This window comes from Corynebacterium sp. HMSC036D03 (genome assembly GCF_001836185.1).
GTDB lineage: Bacteria > Actinomycetota > Actinomycetes > Mycobacteriales > Mycobacteriaceae > Corynebacterium > Corynebacterium simulans.
Genome location: NZ_KV827708.1, coordinates 75,593 through 91,618, shown reverse-complemented (window position 1 = coordinate 91,618; position 16,026 = coordinate 75,593). Strand labels below are relative to the sequence as shown.

The 16,026-nt window shown below is 60.3% G+C and carries 13 protein-coding genes and 1 pseudogene; 3 read left to right on the top strand and 11 right to left on the bottom strand.

Annotated elements, in window-relative coordinates:
• Window positions 1-4: 4 nt before the first annotated feature.
• From HMPREF2692_RS00435 to HMPREF2692_RS00415, 5 genes are all read right to left on the bottom strand, one after another.
• Window positions 5-841 (bottom strand): class C sortase, encoded by an 837-nt coding sequence (locus HMPREF2692_RS00435; RefSeq protein WP_246817712.1) that lies wholly within the window; start codon window positions 839-841, stop codon window positions 5-7.
• Window positions 842-850: 9 nt separating this feature from the next.
• A complete protein-coding gene (locus HMPREF2692_RS00430; RefSeq protein ID WP_070433006.1) occupies window positions 851-2,368 on the bottom strand; it encodes a SpaH/EbpB family LPXTG-anchored major pilin in 1,518 nt (505 codons plus the stop codon).
• Window positions 2,369-2,741: 373 nt separating this feature from the next.
• Window positions 2,742-3,020, bottom strand: a complete 279-nt coding sequence (gene rpmA, locus HMPREF2692_RS00425; protein ID WP_005531747.1) for a 50S ribosomal protein L27 — start codon at window positions 3,018-3,020, stop codon at window positions 2,742-2,744.
• Between the two features lie 42 nt (window positions 3,021-3,062).
• On the bottom strand, window positions 3,063-3,368 hold the full coding sequence (gene rplU / locus HMPREF2692_RS00420; RefSeq protein WP_061924117.1) for a 50S ribosomal protein L21: 306 nt from the start codon (window positions 3,366-3,368) through the stop codon (window positions 3,063-3,065).
• A 225-nt stretch (window positions 3,369-3,593) separates the two neighbouring features.
• A complete protein-coding gene (locus HMPREF2692_RS00415; protein ID WP_070433005.1) occupies window positions 3,594-6,767 on the bottom strand; it encodes a translation initiation factor IF-2 N-terminal domain-containing protein in 3,174 nt (1,057 codons plus the stop codon).
• 226 nt (window positions 6,768-6,993) lie between these two features.
• On the opposite strand from HMPREF2692_RS00415, the gene HMPREF2692_RS00410 reads away from it, so the two are divergent.
• The gene (locus HMPREF2692_RS00410) at window positions 6,994-7,791 is read left to right on the top strand and encodes a hypothetical protein (protein ID WP_083323785.1); all 798 of its coding nucleotides are present in this window, start codon (window positions 6,994-6,996) and stop codon (window positions 7,789-7,791) included.
• A 211-nt stretch (window positions 7,792-8,002) separates the two neighbouring features.
• Here HMPREF2692_RS00410 and ndk read toward each other — a convergent pair whose 3' ends face one another.
• The 5 genes from ndk to HMPREF2692_RS00385 are packed head-to-tail and all read right to left on the bottom strand — an operon-like array spanning window position 8,003 to window position 13,668.
• Complete coding sequence (ndk, locus tag HMPREF2692_RS00405) at window positions 8,003-8,413, bottom strand: nucleoside-diphosphate kinase (RefSeq protein ID WP_070455949.1); 411 nt, start codon at window positions 8,411-8,413, stop codon at window positions 8,003-8,005.
• Window positions 8,414-8,452: 39 nt separating this feature from the next.
• Window positions 8,453-8,779, bottom strand: a complete 327-nt coding sequence (locus HMPREF2692_RS00400) for a hypothetical protein (protein ID WP_062043556.1) — start codon at window positions 8,777-8,779, stop codon at window positions 8,453-8,455.
• A 19-nt stretch (window positions 8,780-8,798) separates the two neighbouring features.
• A complete protein-coding gene (locus HMPREF2692_RS00395; RefSeq protein WP_062037819.1) occupies window positions 8,799-9,272 on the bottom strand; it encodes a DUF4233 domain-containing protein in 474 nt (157 codons plus the stop codon).
• On the bottom strand, window positions 9,269-10,804 hold the full coding sequence (locus HMPREF2692_RS00390; protein WP_070433002.1) for a bifunctional tetrahydrofolate synthase/dihydrofolate synthase: 1,536 nt from the start codon (window positions 10,802-10,804) through the stop codon (window positions 9,269-9,271). Before HMPREF2692_RS00390 ends, HMPREF2692_RS00395 begins: the two co-directional genes overlap by 4 nt.
• A complete protein-coding gene (locus tag HMPREF2692_RS00385) occupies window positions 10,804-13,668 on the bottom strand; it encodes a valine--tRNA ligase (protein ID WP_210385650.1) in 2,865 nt (954 codons plus the stop codon). Before HMPREF2692_RS00385 ends, HMPREF2692_RS00390 begins: the two co-directional genes overlap by 1 nt.
• 31 nt (window positions 13,669-13,699) lie before the next feature.
• On the opposite strand from HMPREF2692_RS00385, the pseudogene HMPREF2692_RS00380 reads away from it, so the two are divergent.
• Window positions 13,700-13,948, top strand: a pseudogene (locus HMPREF2692_RS00380) (3-methyl-2-oxobutanoate hydroxymethyltransferase); the annotation flags it as partial.
• 17 nt (window positions 13,949-13,965) lie between these two features.
• Window positions 13,966-14,799, top strand: coding sequence for a pantoate--beta-alanine ligase (panC, locus tag HMPREF2692_RS00375; RefSeq protein ID WP_061924134.1), 834 nt, complete (start codon window positions 13,966-13,968; stop codon window positions 14,797-14,799).
• Here the strand turns inward: panC and HMPREF2692_RS00370 are convergent.
• Entirely contained in the window at window positions 14,796-15,758 is a 963-nt protein-coding gene (locus HMPREF2692_RS00370; RefSeq protein ID WP_070432999.1) for a malate dehydrogenase, read from the bottom strand. The two genes, panC and HMPREF2692_RS00370, sit on opposite strands and share 4 nt — an antisense overlap.
• Between the last annotated feature and the right edge of the window lie 268 nt (window positions 15,759-16,026).

Genomic DNA, 16,026 nt, shown 5'->3' with positions numbered 1-16,026 from the left:
TCCTCTAATTCTTTTTCTTTTTCTTTCGCTTACGCCCTGCCAGGAACCACCACAGCAGGTAGAGCAGTACCAATGCCGCAATGACAATGGCTGCGATCATCCATGGCTGCCACGGCGAGTGGTAGCTCTGGTCAAGCTCAGCGGGTAGCTCGGTACGCTCGCCGCGGACCAGCAAGCGATGGCTGTTGATGCCGTACGGAGTACACGTCACCAAGGTCAATAAGTCGCGGCCTTCTTCGGCACGTAAGGCCTCCACTTGATCGGGAAGAACCGTCTCAATCTGGTCCACCTTGTAGACCATGGTCTTACCCATGACCTCAACCGTGAAGACATCCCCCACTTTGATGTGGGTGAGGTTGTCGAACATGGTCAGGGTGGCAAGGCCGGTGTGACCGGTAAGAACCGCGTGGTTTCCTTCCCCACCAACGGGAAGCGCCGTGCCGTAGAGGTGGCCCACGCCATGCGCGAGAACATCAGTCGACGTTCCGTGATAGACGGGCAAGTCGATGCCCACTGATGGAACGCGAACACGCGCCATTGCACCAATCTGGTGCAGCGTGTCGAGGTAGCGCTGGTAATCCGGTGAGGAGGTATCAACTCCATTGACCCATGGGTCGGGAGCGCCCACCTCTGGCAGCTGGGCGTTATAAGCCTGCGCCTCGGCGAAAGCTGCCTCGCGCTCTCGCTCGGACAGCTTGTCGACGCCGCGCGAATAGTTCTCCGCGATGCGGTGCTGCTCCACATTTTTGTAGTGGGTCAGCACCACGGGGCTGAGAAACACGAGCATCGCCAAGACGAGGTAGATAACCCCGCGTGGATTACGCCTGCGCTTTCCCTTCACATGGCCTCCTTAGGCCTGGGCGCGGTTGTCCTTATAAGAGGTGTACAGACCACGAGCCAGCAGGAGCAGGCCGACGAGGAATACCAACAGGATTCCCCATGCACCGGTTGCCGGCAGCTGGTTGATGATGTTGTTCTTCTGGTTCTCAACGCTGACTGCCAGGGTGCGTGCATTGACGTCGATGGTCACGTGCTGCGGCTCTGGGTTGCGGACGTAGCCTTCCGGTGCCTTGGTCTCCAGCACGCAGTAGTCATTGTTGGTGGTGCCGGTGTTTGCAGCGAAGGAGTTGATTGGAACGCCGTAGCCCTGTGCCGTGGAGGAACGGTTGTCACCGCCGGAGGTGGTGAGCTTGGTGGATGGGCTACCGGTCTCGGTGGTAGCAACGTTCAATGCTTTACCCAGCAGCTCGTACTTGGTGGAGTCCTGGTCGGAGACCTTGCACTGGTACAGCTCGAACTCCGCACCTGCTAGCGGGTCAGTGCCGTTGGTGGAGGTCTTGGTGATGGTCAGGTTACCGAAGGTCGTCGAGGTGGGGTTATCTTCGGTCTTATCCGGAGTGCTCGGGTCATCGCCGTTGGTATCAACGGTGGCGTTGTTCGGCAGCTCGATGGTTGCCTTGTTGGTGATCTGGCCAGTATCAGCCGGAATGGAAACGATGGTGGCATCAAAGCCGGCCACAACCTTTAGGGTCGGGTCGGACTTACGAGCTTCCTGCAGCTTGCCGCGGCCATCCTGGGTGAATTCGATACGCAGGGTGTTATTAGCGGTATCGACCTTGTAATCAGCGTCCTTCGTCAAAGTTGGAGCATTTGCACCCTGTGCCTCGACGGTGATGCCGTCAGCCTTGAGTTTGAGGCTTTGATTCAGCGGGTCAACGATGTTGAAACGGGTCAACTCACCAGCCGGAACCGGCGCATTGATGGTGTAGTGCAGATCAGAACCGATGGTGGCGTTGGTGTCATCGACCTGCTTGGAAGGGTTAACCTGCTGGTTCTTCGGGCTCACCGTCTGGGTATAAGACCACTTACCATCCTCCGAGTGCGGCAGCGCTACCAGGAACGGAGCTGCAGCGGTGTAGTTACCGCTCTGCACCTCTGTGATCTTGTAGAGGCCAACCTTGAACGCCGGAGTTTTAGCAGTGGTCATTGAAGCGGTGCCCTGATCGTTGGTCTCAATGGTGCCCACTTCAGTGACATCGGTGGCAGTCGCAGCGGTGAGATCAGCAGCGGCTGCCCAACCTTCCTGGGTGGTCAGGTCTACGTTATTGACCTTTTCCACCTTGAAAGTGATGCCGCCGAGGGCGGTGGTGTTATCGAGTGAGCCAGGGTCACCCAGACGCTTGTTGATGATGAGCTCGATATCGTGGTTTGCATCAACGAGATCGGCATCGGCCGCAGCCCCCGGGGTCGCCTCAGCGCCGGCCTCGGAGGTGGTCTGTGCAAGTGCGGGAGCGGCAAATCCAGCGCCCGCGACGGAAACGGTGCTTGCAGCAATAACCGCTGCCAAGCGCATAGAGAACTTAGACATAGGGAATCCTATTCCCCCATCAAACTGGGGCATCGAGGGCGTTAACATTAGCGCCCGCTGAATATTTAGCAGTTCAATCCTAGTAAATCGTTCGTAGCCCCACAAACTATGAAATCATCTTTACCCGCACTATTCGGCCACAAAACCACACAATCGCCACCCATAACGCAGCAAAACCCAGCTCTTTTACCCCCGTTTTCACCCTTTCCCACCCATATGATGAACATACGAGGAGAATTAATACATCGAATCTTTTCTTATTTAGTTAATAGTTTCTGTAAAGTCAGACAATTTCCTGAAAAAGAGGGCGTAAATACAAAAACGAAAAAGGTCTGACTCCGAAAATCGGAATCAGACCTTTTTACGTTATTAACTAGGCAGAAGCCTCAACTGCAGCCTGCTCAGCCGGAACGATGTTCACGATGCGGCGGTTGCGCTTGATAGCGAACTCAACAGCGCCTGCCTCGAGTGCGAACAGGGTATCGTCGCCGCCGCGACCAACGTTCTCACCTGGGTGGAACTTGGTGCCGCGCTGACGCACGATGATCTCGCCGGCCTTAACCTGCTGACCACCGAAGCGCTTGACGCCGAGACGCTTGGACTCAGAGTCGCGACCGTTGCTGGAGCTGGAAGCACCCTTCTTGTGTGCCATGTGGTTTTCCCTCCTTCAGGGATTTCTCGAGCCGGTTAAGGCTTACTTGATACCGGTTACCTTCAGAACGGTCAGCGGCTGACGGTGGCCCTGACGCTTCTTGTAGCCAGTCTTGTTCTTGTACTTCAAGATGTCGATCTTCGGGCCCTTGCCCTGCTCGACGATCTCAGCAGAGACGGAGACCTTCTCCAGGTCAGCAGCCTTAGCCTTAACGGTTGCGCCATCGACGAGCAGAACCGGGGTGAGAGCTACGGACGTACCCGGCTCACCCTCGATCTTCTCGACCTTGACGAGGTCACCTTCAGCAACCTTGTACTGCTTTCCGCCGGTCTTGACGATCGCGTACATAGAGGGTTACCCCTTATCTAAACTCGGCTCAGAAGCGGCAGGGTGAGCCACTTCTGAATGGACAATTACTTATTGCGTTTATCCCTGGCGCTATGCGTGGCGCCCGCGCAAAACAACGACTCGGCCGATGCAGCGCATTCATGGTCTAAACAGCGACTGTCAAAGACTACCCCGTCACGGGCAGAAAATACAAACTGCGTATTTTCTCTCCCGCGTGGCGAAGGCCTACTTTGCGCTGCGCCGTGCTACGCGACGCCGTCCGCGCCCACTGCCGCCCTTGCCAGAAGCACGCCCCTTTTCCCGCTCAGCCTGGCGATTTTCGCTCTGCTTAGCCGGATTTTCCTGAGTGTTTTCTGCTGCTGGCTGCGCGGACTTACGAGCCACCGCCTTGCGGACGGCCCGCTTGCGGCCACGGCGAATGACCTTGGTTTCGGTAGCTGCAGGCTCTCCTGCTTCTTCTGCCTCGGGCTCTACCACGGGGGCATCCTTTGGTTTGGCAGCACTCTGGCGAACAACGCGGCGACGACCACGCACTCGCTTTAGCGCAGCCTTCGGCTTGCGCTCCACCTTTTCCTCGGCGGGCGCTTCCTTTTCAGCCGGAGCCAGGAAGTCCTGCGGCTGCGGGCGGTGGTCGGAACGCGAGTTGCCACGGGTGCGGCGCTTACGACGCGGCGAAGCCTCGAACTCTGCAACGGCTTCCTCGTAGGTCTGCTGCTTATCGCTTTCCTGCTGCTTCGGAGCATTCGAACGCACGCTACGACGACGGCCGCGTCCGCTCTTGCGTTTATCATGGCGTGGCTGCTCTTCTTCGTCGGCAACGTACGAGCTGAACTCTGCGACGTCGTCAAGCTCTGCGGCGTTTTCCGCAGCAGCATAACCGATGCTTGCGATGTCTTCTGCAGAAGTACCAGCGTCCTGAGGCTTCCTTTCCTCACGCTGGACGCGGCGACTACGACGGTTACGGCGCTTCTTATTGCCCTTCTGCTCGTCCTGCTCCTCCTCGCCCACGACGATGCCAGCTACGAGTTCCTCGATGGAGGTCTTCTTTTCCCCCTGTTGCTCTTGGTCCTGCTCATCCTCGTGGCGGTGCATGGCAACGGCAGCCGGATGCTGCTGCGGATCATGTTCGGGGTGACGGCGTTCGCGACGCTGGCGGCGTCCCTTGTGCTCGTGACTGCCGTGAGTATCCTGCTCTTCTTCCACTGGGTACTCGTGGATGATGATGCCGCGGCCATGGCAGGTCTCGCACTCGGTGGAGAAAGTCTCCACCAAGCCGGTGCCCAGGCGCTTACGGGTCATCTGTACCAGACCCAACGACGTGACCTCAGAAACCTGGTGGCGCGTGCGGTCACGACCCAAGGCCTCCTTGAGGCGGCGCAGAACCAGCTCCTGGTTCTCCGGCAGAACCATGTCGATGAAGTCCACGACAATCATGCCGCCCAAATCACGCAGACGCATCTGGCGCACGATTTCCTCGGCAGCCTCAAGATTGTTACGGGTGACCGTCTCCTCCAGGTTGCCGCCGGAACCGGTGAACTTGCCGGTGTTGACGTCAATCACGGTCATGGCCTCAGTGCGGTCAATGACCAAGGTGCCGCCGGAAGGCAGCCATACCTTACGGCTGAGCGCCTTATGCAGCTGCTCATCGATGCGGTAGGTAGCAAAGGCGTCTTCCCCGCCGTTGCTGCGTGCGTCGTACTTCTCCACGCGGTCAGCGAGATCGGGCGCCATGGACTCTACATAGGCGCTGACGGTGTTGAAGGAACGCTTGCCGTCAACGATGAGCTTGGTGAAGTCCTCGTTGAAAAGGTCTCGGACGACCTTAACCAGAAGATCTGGCTCTTCATACATGGTCACCGGCTTGGCACCCTTGGTGGACTTCTCGTGCTCAGCGCGGCGAGTGATGTCCTCCCACAGGTCATGGAGGCGATTGACGTCGGTGGAAATGGCCTCTTCGGAGACGTTCTCGGCTGCGGTGCGGATGATTGCGCCGCCGTCGCCAGGCACAACGCGCTCCAAAATGGATTTCAAGCGCTTGCGCTCCGGAACAGGCAGCTTGCGGGAAATACCCGCACTGCGGCCACCTGGGACATAGACCAGGTAACGGCCGGCCAAGGAAATCTGGGTGGTCAGACGCGCGCCCTTGTGACCGATTGGGTCCTTAGCCACCTGGACCAGGACCTGGTCACCGGACTTGAGCGCATTTTCGATCTTGCGTCCGCGGCCGCCCAGGCCAGCAGAACGCCAATCCACTTCACCAGCATAAAGCACGCCGTTGCGGCCCTGTCCGATGTCGATGAAGGCAGCCTCCATCGAAGGCAGGACGTTTTGCACACGGCCCAAGTAGATATTGCCGATGAGCGAGGCCTGGGCCTCAGTGGTGACGAAGTGCTCTACAAGGAGATCGTCTTCGAGGACGCCAACCTGCGTGATGATGCCGGCGCCATCGGCGCGCTCCTTGTCGCGCACGACCATGGTGCGCTCGACGGATTCCCGACGCGCCAGGAATTCCGCCTGGGAGACGATGTGCTGACGCTCTCGGCCCTTCTCACGCAGCTCGGCACGACGACGGCGCTGCGCTTCGATGCGAGTGGAACCCTTGATTGCTTTGGGCTCCTCGATGGTCTCGGTCTCGTGCTCATGCTCCTGTGCCCCACGGCCACGGGACGTACCACGGCTACCGCGTCGGCGACCACCGCTGCGAGCTTCCTCGGAGGTCTCCTCCGTCTCACGCGGCTGCGGCTTTTCCAGCTTCGGCGCCATGAAGATAGGAGCGAAGTCGTAGACCTCTGGCTCGTCCTGCGGCATCGGCGTAACGACGGGCGCATACTCGTCTTCGTCGAATTCATCGCCGGCTTCAACTAGCGCCTCATGCAGCTTCTCGACGTCGACGGTGCCCGTGTCCGCATGCTCAGCTTCTTCAGGCTGCGCGGTGTCTTCCACGGCCTCAGCGGTTTCGGCGAGCTCGGCCTCGATCTTTTCCTCAATCTGGGAAATCTCGTTGGCGACGTTCTTGCGCACGCGGTCGCGCAGCTTGGCATCGTCCTGCTCGTCTTTGACCTCAGCAGGCTCGGCGGCAGCCTTCTTCTTTTTAGCCTTCTTGTTTTCTTGCTTGTTTTCTTGGGCCTCGCCATCGCCTGCCTTGGCGATGATGGCATCGAGGACTTGGCCTACTTCTTCCCGCGTGAGGGAAGATTGCGCGGCCTTTTTCAGGCCCAGCTCGGCGTATTCAGCAACGAGCTCTTTGGAGCTAAGCCCCAGCTGCTTTGCCACCGTATACAGGCGGGTCTTTTCTGCAAAAGCTTCGCGGTCAATCTTTGCGGCGAAAGCTGCTGCAGCAGCATATGAGTTTTCAGTTTTCGTATTCTTTGCAGTCTTCGTAGTCTTCTTAGTCGCCATCTGGTGACCTTCTCCTGACAAAATCAGCGGCACAATCCCCGGGCGCAGGCAACATAATCAGCACCTTTTGACTGACACAGGCTTTCTGCAGCCACACGAGGGGGCCGGAATGTATGGTGCGGTATGAAATTTTCTGCTTCCCATTGTGGCACAGGACGTCGGCAAGCTGTGCTTTAGCCAAACCAAGCCCCACGAGATATAAGCCACCTGTGGCAAGATGTCGGACATGGAAGCGCCTGAGGAGAAAAAAGAACTCGCAATTCCTGAGCACGCACCGCGCACGGTGGCACAGGCTCGGGCCCGTAACGAGATTTCGATGCGCGATATTTTTATCGGCTCGATTCCGCTTTCCCTCGCGTTTGCTTTATCCAATCCAGATCTGGGGCACTATTCAGGCCAGTACGTGTTGGTGGGCATTTGCATCGTGCTTAGTGTGCTGGCGGGCATCAACATTCTGCGCAAAAAGCCTAAGATGATTCAGGCCGTGCGCGAGGAGCATAAGTCGGGCGACTACTCTTCCTTGGCCTATATCGGTCCCTTCCTGCCGGTGGTGGGTGCGCCAATTCTGTGGCTGGCCGATGACTTCGGCCTCGTCCCAGATGCCACTATCTCGCCCATCGTGCTGACTGTCTGCAAGGCTATCTACATGGTGCCGGCGTTCACGCTTGGCGGTTGGGCCGCGTTTACGGGCCCGTACCGTACGGGGCGGCGGCGCATCCGCAAGACGCTGGAGCATTCTTCGATCGAGGGAATCACCGAGACGACCTTGCAGGCTGTAACCGACTACGCCGATATTGTCTCCGCGCTGGTGGCAGCCGGTGCTGTGGAAGGCAATATCGTGAGCGTCAAGCAGTTGGGTTACATCACCGGGCAGGAGGAAGGCCTCGAAAAACGCGTGCTGGAGCTGGAAAAGACCGGCGTGGTGAAGCTGCGCGGTGTGCGCCATTCCGATAACACTCGCACCTGGGATGTCACGCTGACCGAGTTGGGTGTGCGGAGCATGCATGAGGCGCGGAGGCGTTAGCTGAGGGCTGCTGGGGCTTGGGCCGCACATTTTGCCAAATAGTGCGCTGAAACGGGGTGGTTTTGGCGGCATATTTGGCAAATTGCGCAGGCGCGGTGCAGATACGGCGCCAAAGCGGTGCAGATACGGCGCCAGCGAAGGAGAAGGGGCGTCAAACACGAAGAAAGCCCGCACTCGCCAGGCGAATGCGGGCTAAAAAAGCTAGATGCTTTTACAGGTTCGGGAACCAGATGGAGATCTCGCGCTCAGCGGACTCTGGGGAGTCAGAGCCGTGAACAATGTTCTCGCCGACGGTCAGGGCGAAGTCGCCGCGGATGGTGCCCGGGGTGGCCTTGGAAACTGGGTCGGTGCCGCCGGCCAGCTGGCGCCATGCCTCGATAGCGCGCTCGCCCTCAACAACGCCAGCAACCAGCGGTGCGGAGGTGATGAACTCAACGAGGTCACCGAAGAATGGCTTGTCCTCGTGCTCTGCGTAGTGCTTCTTAGCGGTAGCCTCGTCTGCAACGCGCAGATCCATAGCAACCAGCTTCAGGCCCTTGCGCTCAATGCGGGTGATGATTTCACCGACGTGGCCGTTCTTAACGCCGTCTGGCTTGATGAGAATGAGTGTACGTTCAGTCATGGCTGCCATAGTACTAAAGCTATTCCGCCGCGTCTCGCGCTAGGGGTGAGATGTTTGGTTCAGCCCGCGCACGATCTTCTCTGCGTGGTTGTAATCGGTCCCCTTAAACCACAGCTGCACCTGTTTTACGGCGGTGCCGAACTGGCCGTTTTCCAGCAGTCGGTTAAGTTCGGCTCGCTGCTCTTCTGAAAGATCTGTCTCACTAACGGGAGTTGCGGGGCGCGCCGATTGCCACAGGCCGAGCGCCAGGAACGCGGCGGCAGCAAGCAGCGCAACCAGCGGCATCCAAGGCTGCCCGGTCATTGCGCGCAGCAGCAAGGCCGCAATGCAGCCCAGCGCCGCGAGGAAAAAGTAGAGATAGCGCATGCCTGCAAAGTCTACGTGGCTATTGGCGCGGCTGCGAGGCGTTTAGGTGCTGGGTGGTGAGGTATCCGCGCTTCATGCGCTCGACGATGATGCCGCGCATGTAAGAAGCCATAAGCCACAGCAGGCCAAAGATGATGAAGATGGCCGCGATGGACCAGTGGATCATAAAGCCCAAGATGATAGCGAGCACGTGCAGCGCAATCATGGCGTTGACAATCCACGGCTTGTTCATGAACGCGAAGCTAACGAGAAGCAGCACAGCCAGGCCAATCACTACGGAGTAGTTAAACGGGGTCCACAGCGTTCCGTCGTAAAGCTTGTACAACAGTGGCAGAGCCAGTACGAGGGTGAGCAGCTCCATGGTCAGAGAGCTGGCCACCACCATCCCGCCAAACTGCTTGAGCGGGTCTTTGACCGGTGCCTTGCCGAGACCGAGCGGACTGATTTCAGATTCCGGCACCTCGTTGCGGTTGGTGCGGCGGGACTGACTCATGCGGGATCCTTTCCAAACATCGCGCGGGCGTCGCCGGCAGTGACGACGGAACCCGTGATGACGATACCCGAGCCGGACTGAACTTCCGCATCCTCAGCCAGCTCGACGGCTTGGGCATAAGCGCCGGGTAGATCCGGGGCCACATACACGCGCTCTTCGCCGAAGATGTCGCGGGCGAGCTCTGCCAGCTCGTAGGCGTCGCGGGCGCGCGGAGAAGAGTTTTGCGTGATGACGACCTCAGTGAGATAAGGCTCGAGGGCCTCCAAGATGCCAAGGGCATCTTTGTCTTCGAAGATGCTGATGACGCCGACGAGGCGCGCGAAGTCGAAGTCGCGGTCAAGGGCCGCGCCTAGGGCCCTCGCGCCGTGCGGGTTATGGCAGGCATCGACGAAGGTCGTGGGGCTGGTGCGCACGCGTTCCAGGCGGCCGGGAGAGATGACCTGCGCAAAGCCGTTGCGCACGGTGGCCGCATCGAGCGGCTTGCCTGCCGACGCCCCGAAGAAGGCCTCGACCGCAGCCAGCGCCACGCCGGCGTTCTTAGCCTGGTGCTCGCCGTGCAGCGGCAGGAAGACGTCCTCGTAAAGACCGCCCAGGCCCTGGATGTTGAGCTGCTGGCCACCGACCGCGATGCGGGACTCCAGCACCGCGAACTCGCTGCCGGAGCGCGCCACGCCCGCGCCGACCTCGACGGTGCGCTGCAGGATGACGGACATCGCCTCCGGCTCTTGCTCCGCGATAATGGCGATGTTCTCGTGCGGGGCGAGGACGTCATCATCGTCGTGCTCGCGCGCCTTGATGATGCCGGCCTTCTCGCCCGCGATCTCGGCGAGGGTATCGCCCAGGTAATCGGTGTGGTCGAGGCCCACCGGCATGATGACGGAGACCTCGGCGTTGACCACGTTGGTGGCATCCCAGGTGCCGCCGAGGCCGACCTCGACCACGGCGACGTCGACTGGCGCATCGGCGAAGGCCGCATAAGCGATAGCCACCAGCACCTCGAACTTGGACATCGGAATGTCCGAGCGCGCGTCGACCATCTCGACATAAGGCTTGATTTCGCCCCAAATGCGCACGAAGTCACGCGGGTGAATCGGGCGGCCGTCGATGCCGATGCGCTCGGTGACCAGCTGCAGGTGCGGGCTCGTCACCAATCCGACGCGTCGGTGGAAGGCGCGCAGCAAGGAGTCGATCATGCGGGAAGTCGAAGACTTGCCATTCGTGCCCGCGACGTGGATGACCTGGAAGGACTTCTCCGGGTTACCCAACAAATCCATCAACGCCTGGATGCGTTCCAGGCTCGGAGCGATCTGGGTTTCGGGCGCGCGGGCGTTGAGCTCGGCGTCGACAAGCGCGAGCGCTTCCAGTTCCTCCGGGCTGACCTCGATGGGAGCGGCTTCCTCGTACTCGTCTTCCGCGCCCATGCCGAGGTTGAGCTGCAGGCCGGACTCCGTGATCTCCACGGGTCCGCCCTCAGTGCCCTCCTGCAGAGCGTCGACGAGTTCGTATTCCTCGCGATCTTCTCGCTTGCTCACTACTTAAGTGCCTCCAAGCGTGCCGTGATGCGGTCGACTTCTTCCTGTGCCACCTGCTGGCGGGTGCGGATCTTCTCCACGACCTCGCCCGGAGCTTTAGCTAGGAAGGACTCATTAGCCAGCTTCTTGCCGGTCTGCTCGAGCTCCTTGTTGGCCTTGGCCAGATCCTTTTCCAGGCGCTTGCGCTCGGCCTCGACGTCGACTGCGCCGGAGGTATCGAGGGCGACCTCGACGGTGCCCTGGGAAAGGCGTACCTCGATGGAAGCAGAGGCGGTAAAGCCCTCTTCCGGCACGGTGGTATTAGCCAGGTTGCGCACCAGGTTCTCCTGACCTGCAAGGTCAACGGAGGCGAAGTCCAGGCGGCCGGGAACCTTCTGCGAAGGCTTAACGCCCTGGTCAGAGCGGAAGCGGCGCAGCTCAGTGATGAGCTTGTCGGCGTCCGCGATGCGGCGTGCGGCAACCTCGTCGGTGGCCACGCCGCCGTTGGTATCGGCCGCGGTTGGCCACGGGGCAATCACGATTGACTCGCCGCCCGTTAGTGCCTTCCACAGGACCTCGGTGACAAAAGGCATGGTTGGGTGCAAAAGGCGCAGGACGACGTCGAGGACGCGGCCCAGGACGATCTGAGTGTTGCGGCCGGTCAGCCGCTCCGCGTCTGACGTTTCTGCCGAATCGAAGTCGCGCGGAATCTGGGACTTGGCAATCTCCAGGTACCAGTCACACAGCTCATCCCAGATGTAGTGGTAGAGCAGCTCGTTAGCCTTGGAGAACTGGTAGTCATCCAGGTAAGCGTCGAACTTGACGCGAACCTCTTCGGCGCGGTCCAGGATCCAACGGTCGGCGTCGGTTAGCTCCTCGCGTGCCGGCAGCTCCGCCACGCCAGCGCCGTTCATCAAGGCGAACTTGGTGGCGTTGAAAAGCTTGGTGGCGAAGTTACGGGAAGCCGCAGCAGCGTCGGAGCCCAGCGGCAGGTCGACGCCCGGGTTGGCGCCACGCGCCAGGGTAAAGCGCAGGGCATCCGCGCCGTAGTCGCGGACCCAGTCCATCGGGTCGATGCCGTTACCCAGGGACTTCGACATCTTGCGGCCCTGCTCATCGCGAACCAAGCCGTGCAGGTAAATATCGTGGAAAGGAATCTGCGGGCGGCCATCGCGCTCCGCGGAAGAACCGGCGTTAAGCAGCTCTGGGGTCTGGACGCCAGCGAAGGTGCCGAACATCATCATGCGGGCAACCCAGAAGAACAGGATGTCGTAGGCAGTGACCAGCACGTTGGTTGGGTAGAACTTCTCTAGGTCCGGAGTCTTTTCCGGCCAGCCCAGCGTGGAAAATGGCCACAGCGCGGAGGAGAACCAGGTATCCAGAACGTCTGGATCCTGCTCGTAGCCTGCCGGCGGCTCCTCGTCAGGGCCGACGCAGACGATATCGCGGGTGGTGTTGCCCTCGGCGTCGGTGGTCTCCGGGCCGTACCAGATCGGGATGCGGTGGCCCCACCACAGCTGACGGGAGATGCACCAGTCGTGCATGTCATCGACCCACTCGAAGTAACGCGGCTCGAGGGAGGTCGGGTGAATCTTGGTATCGCCCTCGCGCACGGCGTCGCCGGAGTACTTGGCCAGCTTTTCTACCGCCACGAACCACTGCAGGGAAAGGCGCGGCTCGACCGGCTCGCCGGAGCGCTCCGAGTGGCCCACGGAGTGGACATAAGGGCGGATTTCCTTGACGATGCGACCCTGTTCGCGCAGCGCCTCTCGGATCTCCACGCGTGCTTCCTCGCGAGTCAGGCCATCGAACTTGGTGCCGGTGTTCGCGATGTGACCGGTGGAGTCCATGATGGTCGGCATGTCCAGGTTGTGGCGCAGGCCCATCTGGTAGTCGTTCGGGTCGTGGGCCGGGGTGATCTTCACGGCGCCGGTGCCGAATTCCATGTCCACGTAATCATCAGCGATGACCTTGAGCTTCAGGTCGGAGCGGAAGGGGTGGGCAAACTCCTGCCCCACCAGGTCCTTGTAGCGCTCGTCGTCGGGGTGGACGGCAATCGCGACGTCGCCAAGCATGGTCTCCACGCGGGTGGTGGCCACGATGAGGTGTGGCTCGTCGTCGTTTAGCGAGCCGTAGCGGATGGACACGAGCTCGCCCTCGACGTCCTTGTAAACAACCTCGATGTCAGAGACCGCGGTCTCCAGAACCGGGGACCAGTTGACCAGGCGGTGGGCCTGGTAGATCATGCCGGCGTCGAAAAGCTGCTTAAAGATGGTCTGGACCGCGCGGGACAGGCCCTCGTCCAGGGTGAAGCGCTCGCGGGACCAGTCCACGGAGTCACCAATGGCACGCATCTGGTTCTGGATGGTGCCGCCATATTCTTCCTTCCACTCCCAGACCTTGGAGATGAACTCCTCGCGCTCATAATCCCAGCGCTTTTTGCCCTCGGTCTCCTTCAGCTTGGCCTCGACCTTGGTCTGGGTGGCGATGCCCGCGTGGTCGGCGCCCGGCAGCCACAGGGTGGCATAACCCTGCATGCGCTTGCGGCGAATGATGGAGTCGATGAGGGTGTGGTCTAGGGCGTGGCCCATGTGCAGCTGGCCGGTCACGTTGGGTGGCGGCAGCACGATGGAATAAGGCTCTGCCTCGCTGGCGGCATCCGGGGTGAAGTAGCCGGCTTCCACCCAGGACTCGTAGAGGTCCTTTTCTACCGTCTGCGGCTCCCAGGACTTCGGAAGCGCGTCAGCACGGTTAGCGCCTACTAGTTGCTCTTTATCTACAGCGTTGTTCTGCTCAGTCACCCGGACAAGTCTACCCTGTCGGTCAACTGGCTTTTCACCCCATTGGGCGAAATCGGCACCGCGGGCGCCGGTGGCTGGATACATTGTCTGTCATGTCTTCACATCCTGGAACTTCCCCAGCGCGCCTGCGCACTCGCTGACCAAGGAGGTCTCCTTCCCCACCATCGGCATCGGCGCGGGCAATGCCTGCGATGGGCAGATTCTGGTCTGGACCGACGCTTTTGGCATGGGCGCGGGCAAGACGCCGCGCTTTGTGCGCCGGTATGCGGATCTGCGCGGCATGCTTGCCGAAGCCGCGCGTTCCTACGCCGCCGACGTTCACTCGCGCGCGTTCCCGAATGAGGCGGAATCCTTCAGCGACTAGTCTTTAAGGTTTGAGTAATGCAGGTTTTTGAAACTATTTCGCAGCTGCGTACTTTCCGCGCGGAGCAGGCCGCTGCCGGGCGGAGCGTGGGATTGGTGCCGACCATGGGTGCTCTGCATGCCGGGCACGGCGCGCTGGTTAAGCGCGCACGCCAAGACAACGACGTGGTCGTGGTCTCGGTGTTTGTAAATCCGCTGCAGTTTAGTGATTTGGGCGAGTGCGATGACTACCGGAACTACCCGCGGGATCTGGAAGGTGACGCGAAGTTCTTGGAATTAATTGGCGTGGATGCGGTTTTCGCGCCGCGCGTGGAACAGATGTATCCGTCTGGTACCCCGTTAGTGTGGGTGCGCACTGGGCGCATGGGTGAGGTGCTCGAGGGGGCTTCCCGCCCAGGCCACTTCGATGGTGTGGCCACGGTGGTGACCAAGCTCTTTACTATCGTGCAGCCCACCCGCGCCTACTTCGGGCAAAAGGATGCCCAGCAGGTGGCGGTGATTCGGCGCATGGTGGCAGATCTCGACCTGCCGGTGGAGATTGTGGCGGCACCCATCGTCCGCGCGGCAGATGGTCTGGCGGAATCGAGCCGCAATCAAAGGCTCAGCACGAAGGAGCGTGACCAGGCACTGGCGCTATCGCGCACGCTGTTTGCGCTTCGCGACGGCGCCTTCGCCGACGTAACGCAGGCCGCCGCGGCGCTGGATGCCAGCGAGGGCGTGAAGCTGGACTACCTGACGGTGGTGGATCCGAAAACGCTAGAGCCGGTGGCTGCTGCAGCGCGCCCTGCCCTAGCGTTGGTTGCCGCATTCGTGGGTCCGGTGCGGCTTATCGATAACCTGCTGCTCGATTAAAGCAGGTGCTGGACGGCTTCGCGCTCAGCGCGCAGCTCCTCCACGTTGGCCTGGATGCGTTCGTTCTGGAACTCACCAAGCTCTAGGCCCTGCACGATTTCCCAGGTGCCGTTCTTGGCCACGGTGGGGAAACCAAAGATAAGGCCCTCGTCCACGCCATAGGAGCCATCGGAAACCACCGCGGCGGTGCGCCAATCCTCGGTGCCGTGGATCCAGTCGTGCATGTGATCGACTGCAGCAGAGGCCGCAGAAGCAGCGGAGGAATGACCGCGGACCTCGATGATTTCCGCGCCGCGCTTGGCCACCTTCGGAATCATCTCCTCGGTGTACCACTTCTCATCTACCTCCGCATTGGAGTAGCTAAGGTCTGGGAACTGGGTGGCGGAGTGGTTGCCCCAGACGGCCACCTTGGTGAACTCTGCGGTTGGCGTGCCGGTCTTGAGCGAAAGCTGGCTGAGCGTGCGGTTGTGGTCTAGGCGCATGAGTGCGTTGAACTGGCTGGCGTCCAGGTCTGGTGCGCTCTGGGCGGCGATGTAGGCATTGGTGTTGGCTGGGTTGCCGACGACGAGCACGCGGACGTCGCGCGCGGCGTGATCGTTGATGGCCTTGCCCTGGACAGTGAAGATGGTGCCATTGGCCTCAAGGAGGTCCGCACGCTCCATGCCCTTGGAGCGTGGGCGCGCGCCCACGAGGAAGGCGGCCTTGGTGTCCTTGAAGGCCACTACTGGGTCATCGGTGACGGTGATGCCGCGCAGCAGCGGCAAAGCGGAGTCAGCCAACTCCATGGCAACGCCTTCTGCAGCGCCTACAGCGTCAGGGATTTCCAGCAGCGCAAGTTCAACCGGGGTGTCTTTTCCGTAGACGTCGCCAGCAGCGATGCGCCACAGCAGCGAATAAGCGATGTTGCCGGCTGCCCCAGTAACGGTTACTTTGACGGGCTTCAATGCTGACTCAGTCATGTGCAATCCTCCTGCGGGATGTGGTGAAACAAACATGTTCTTAAAGCCCACCTTAGCCTTGCGCGCAGAACTTATGCAGCAGGTTACTCCCCTCTTTTGGAGTCAATCGAGATCACAAAATTGCGAAAATTACCCCCAAATGTCCCGCAGTTCATGACTTTATTTTCACTTGAAACTCGGAAAAGTTGGTTTTTGGGCACTATAGGAAAGAGAAAGAAAGAGTCTTAAAGGAACAGATTCATCTCGCACAGGACTTACAAGGACGGAA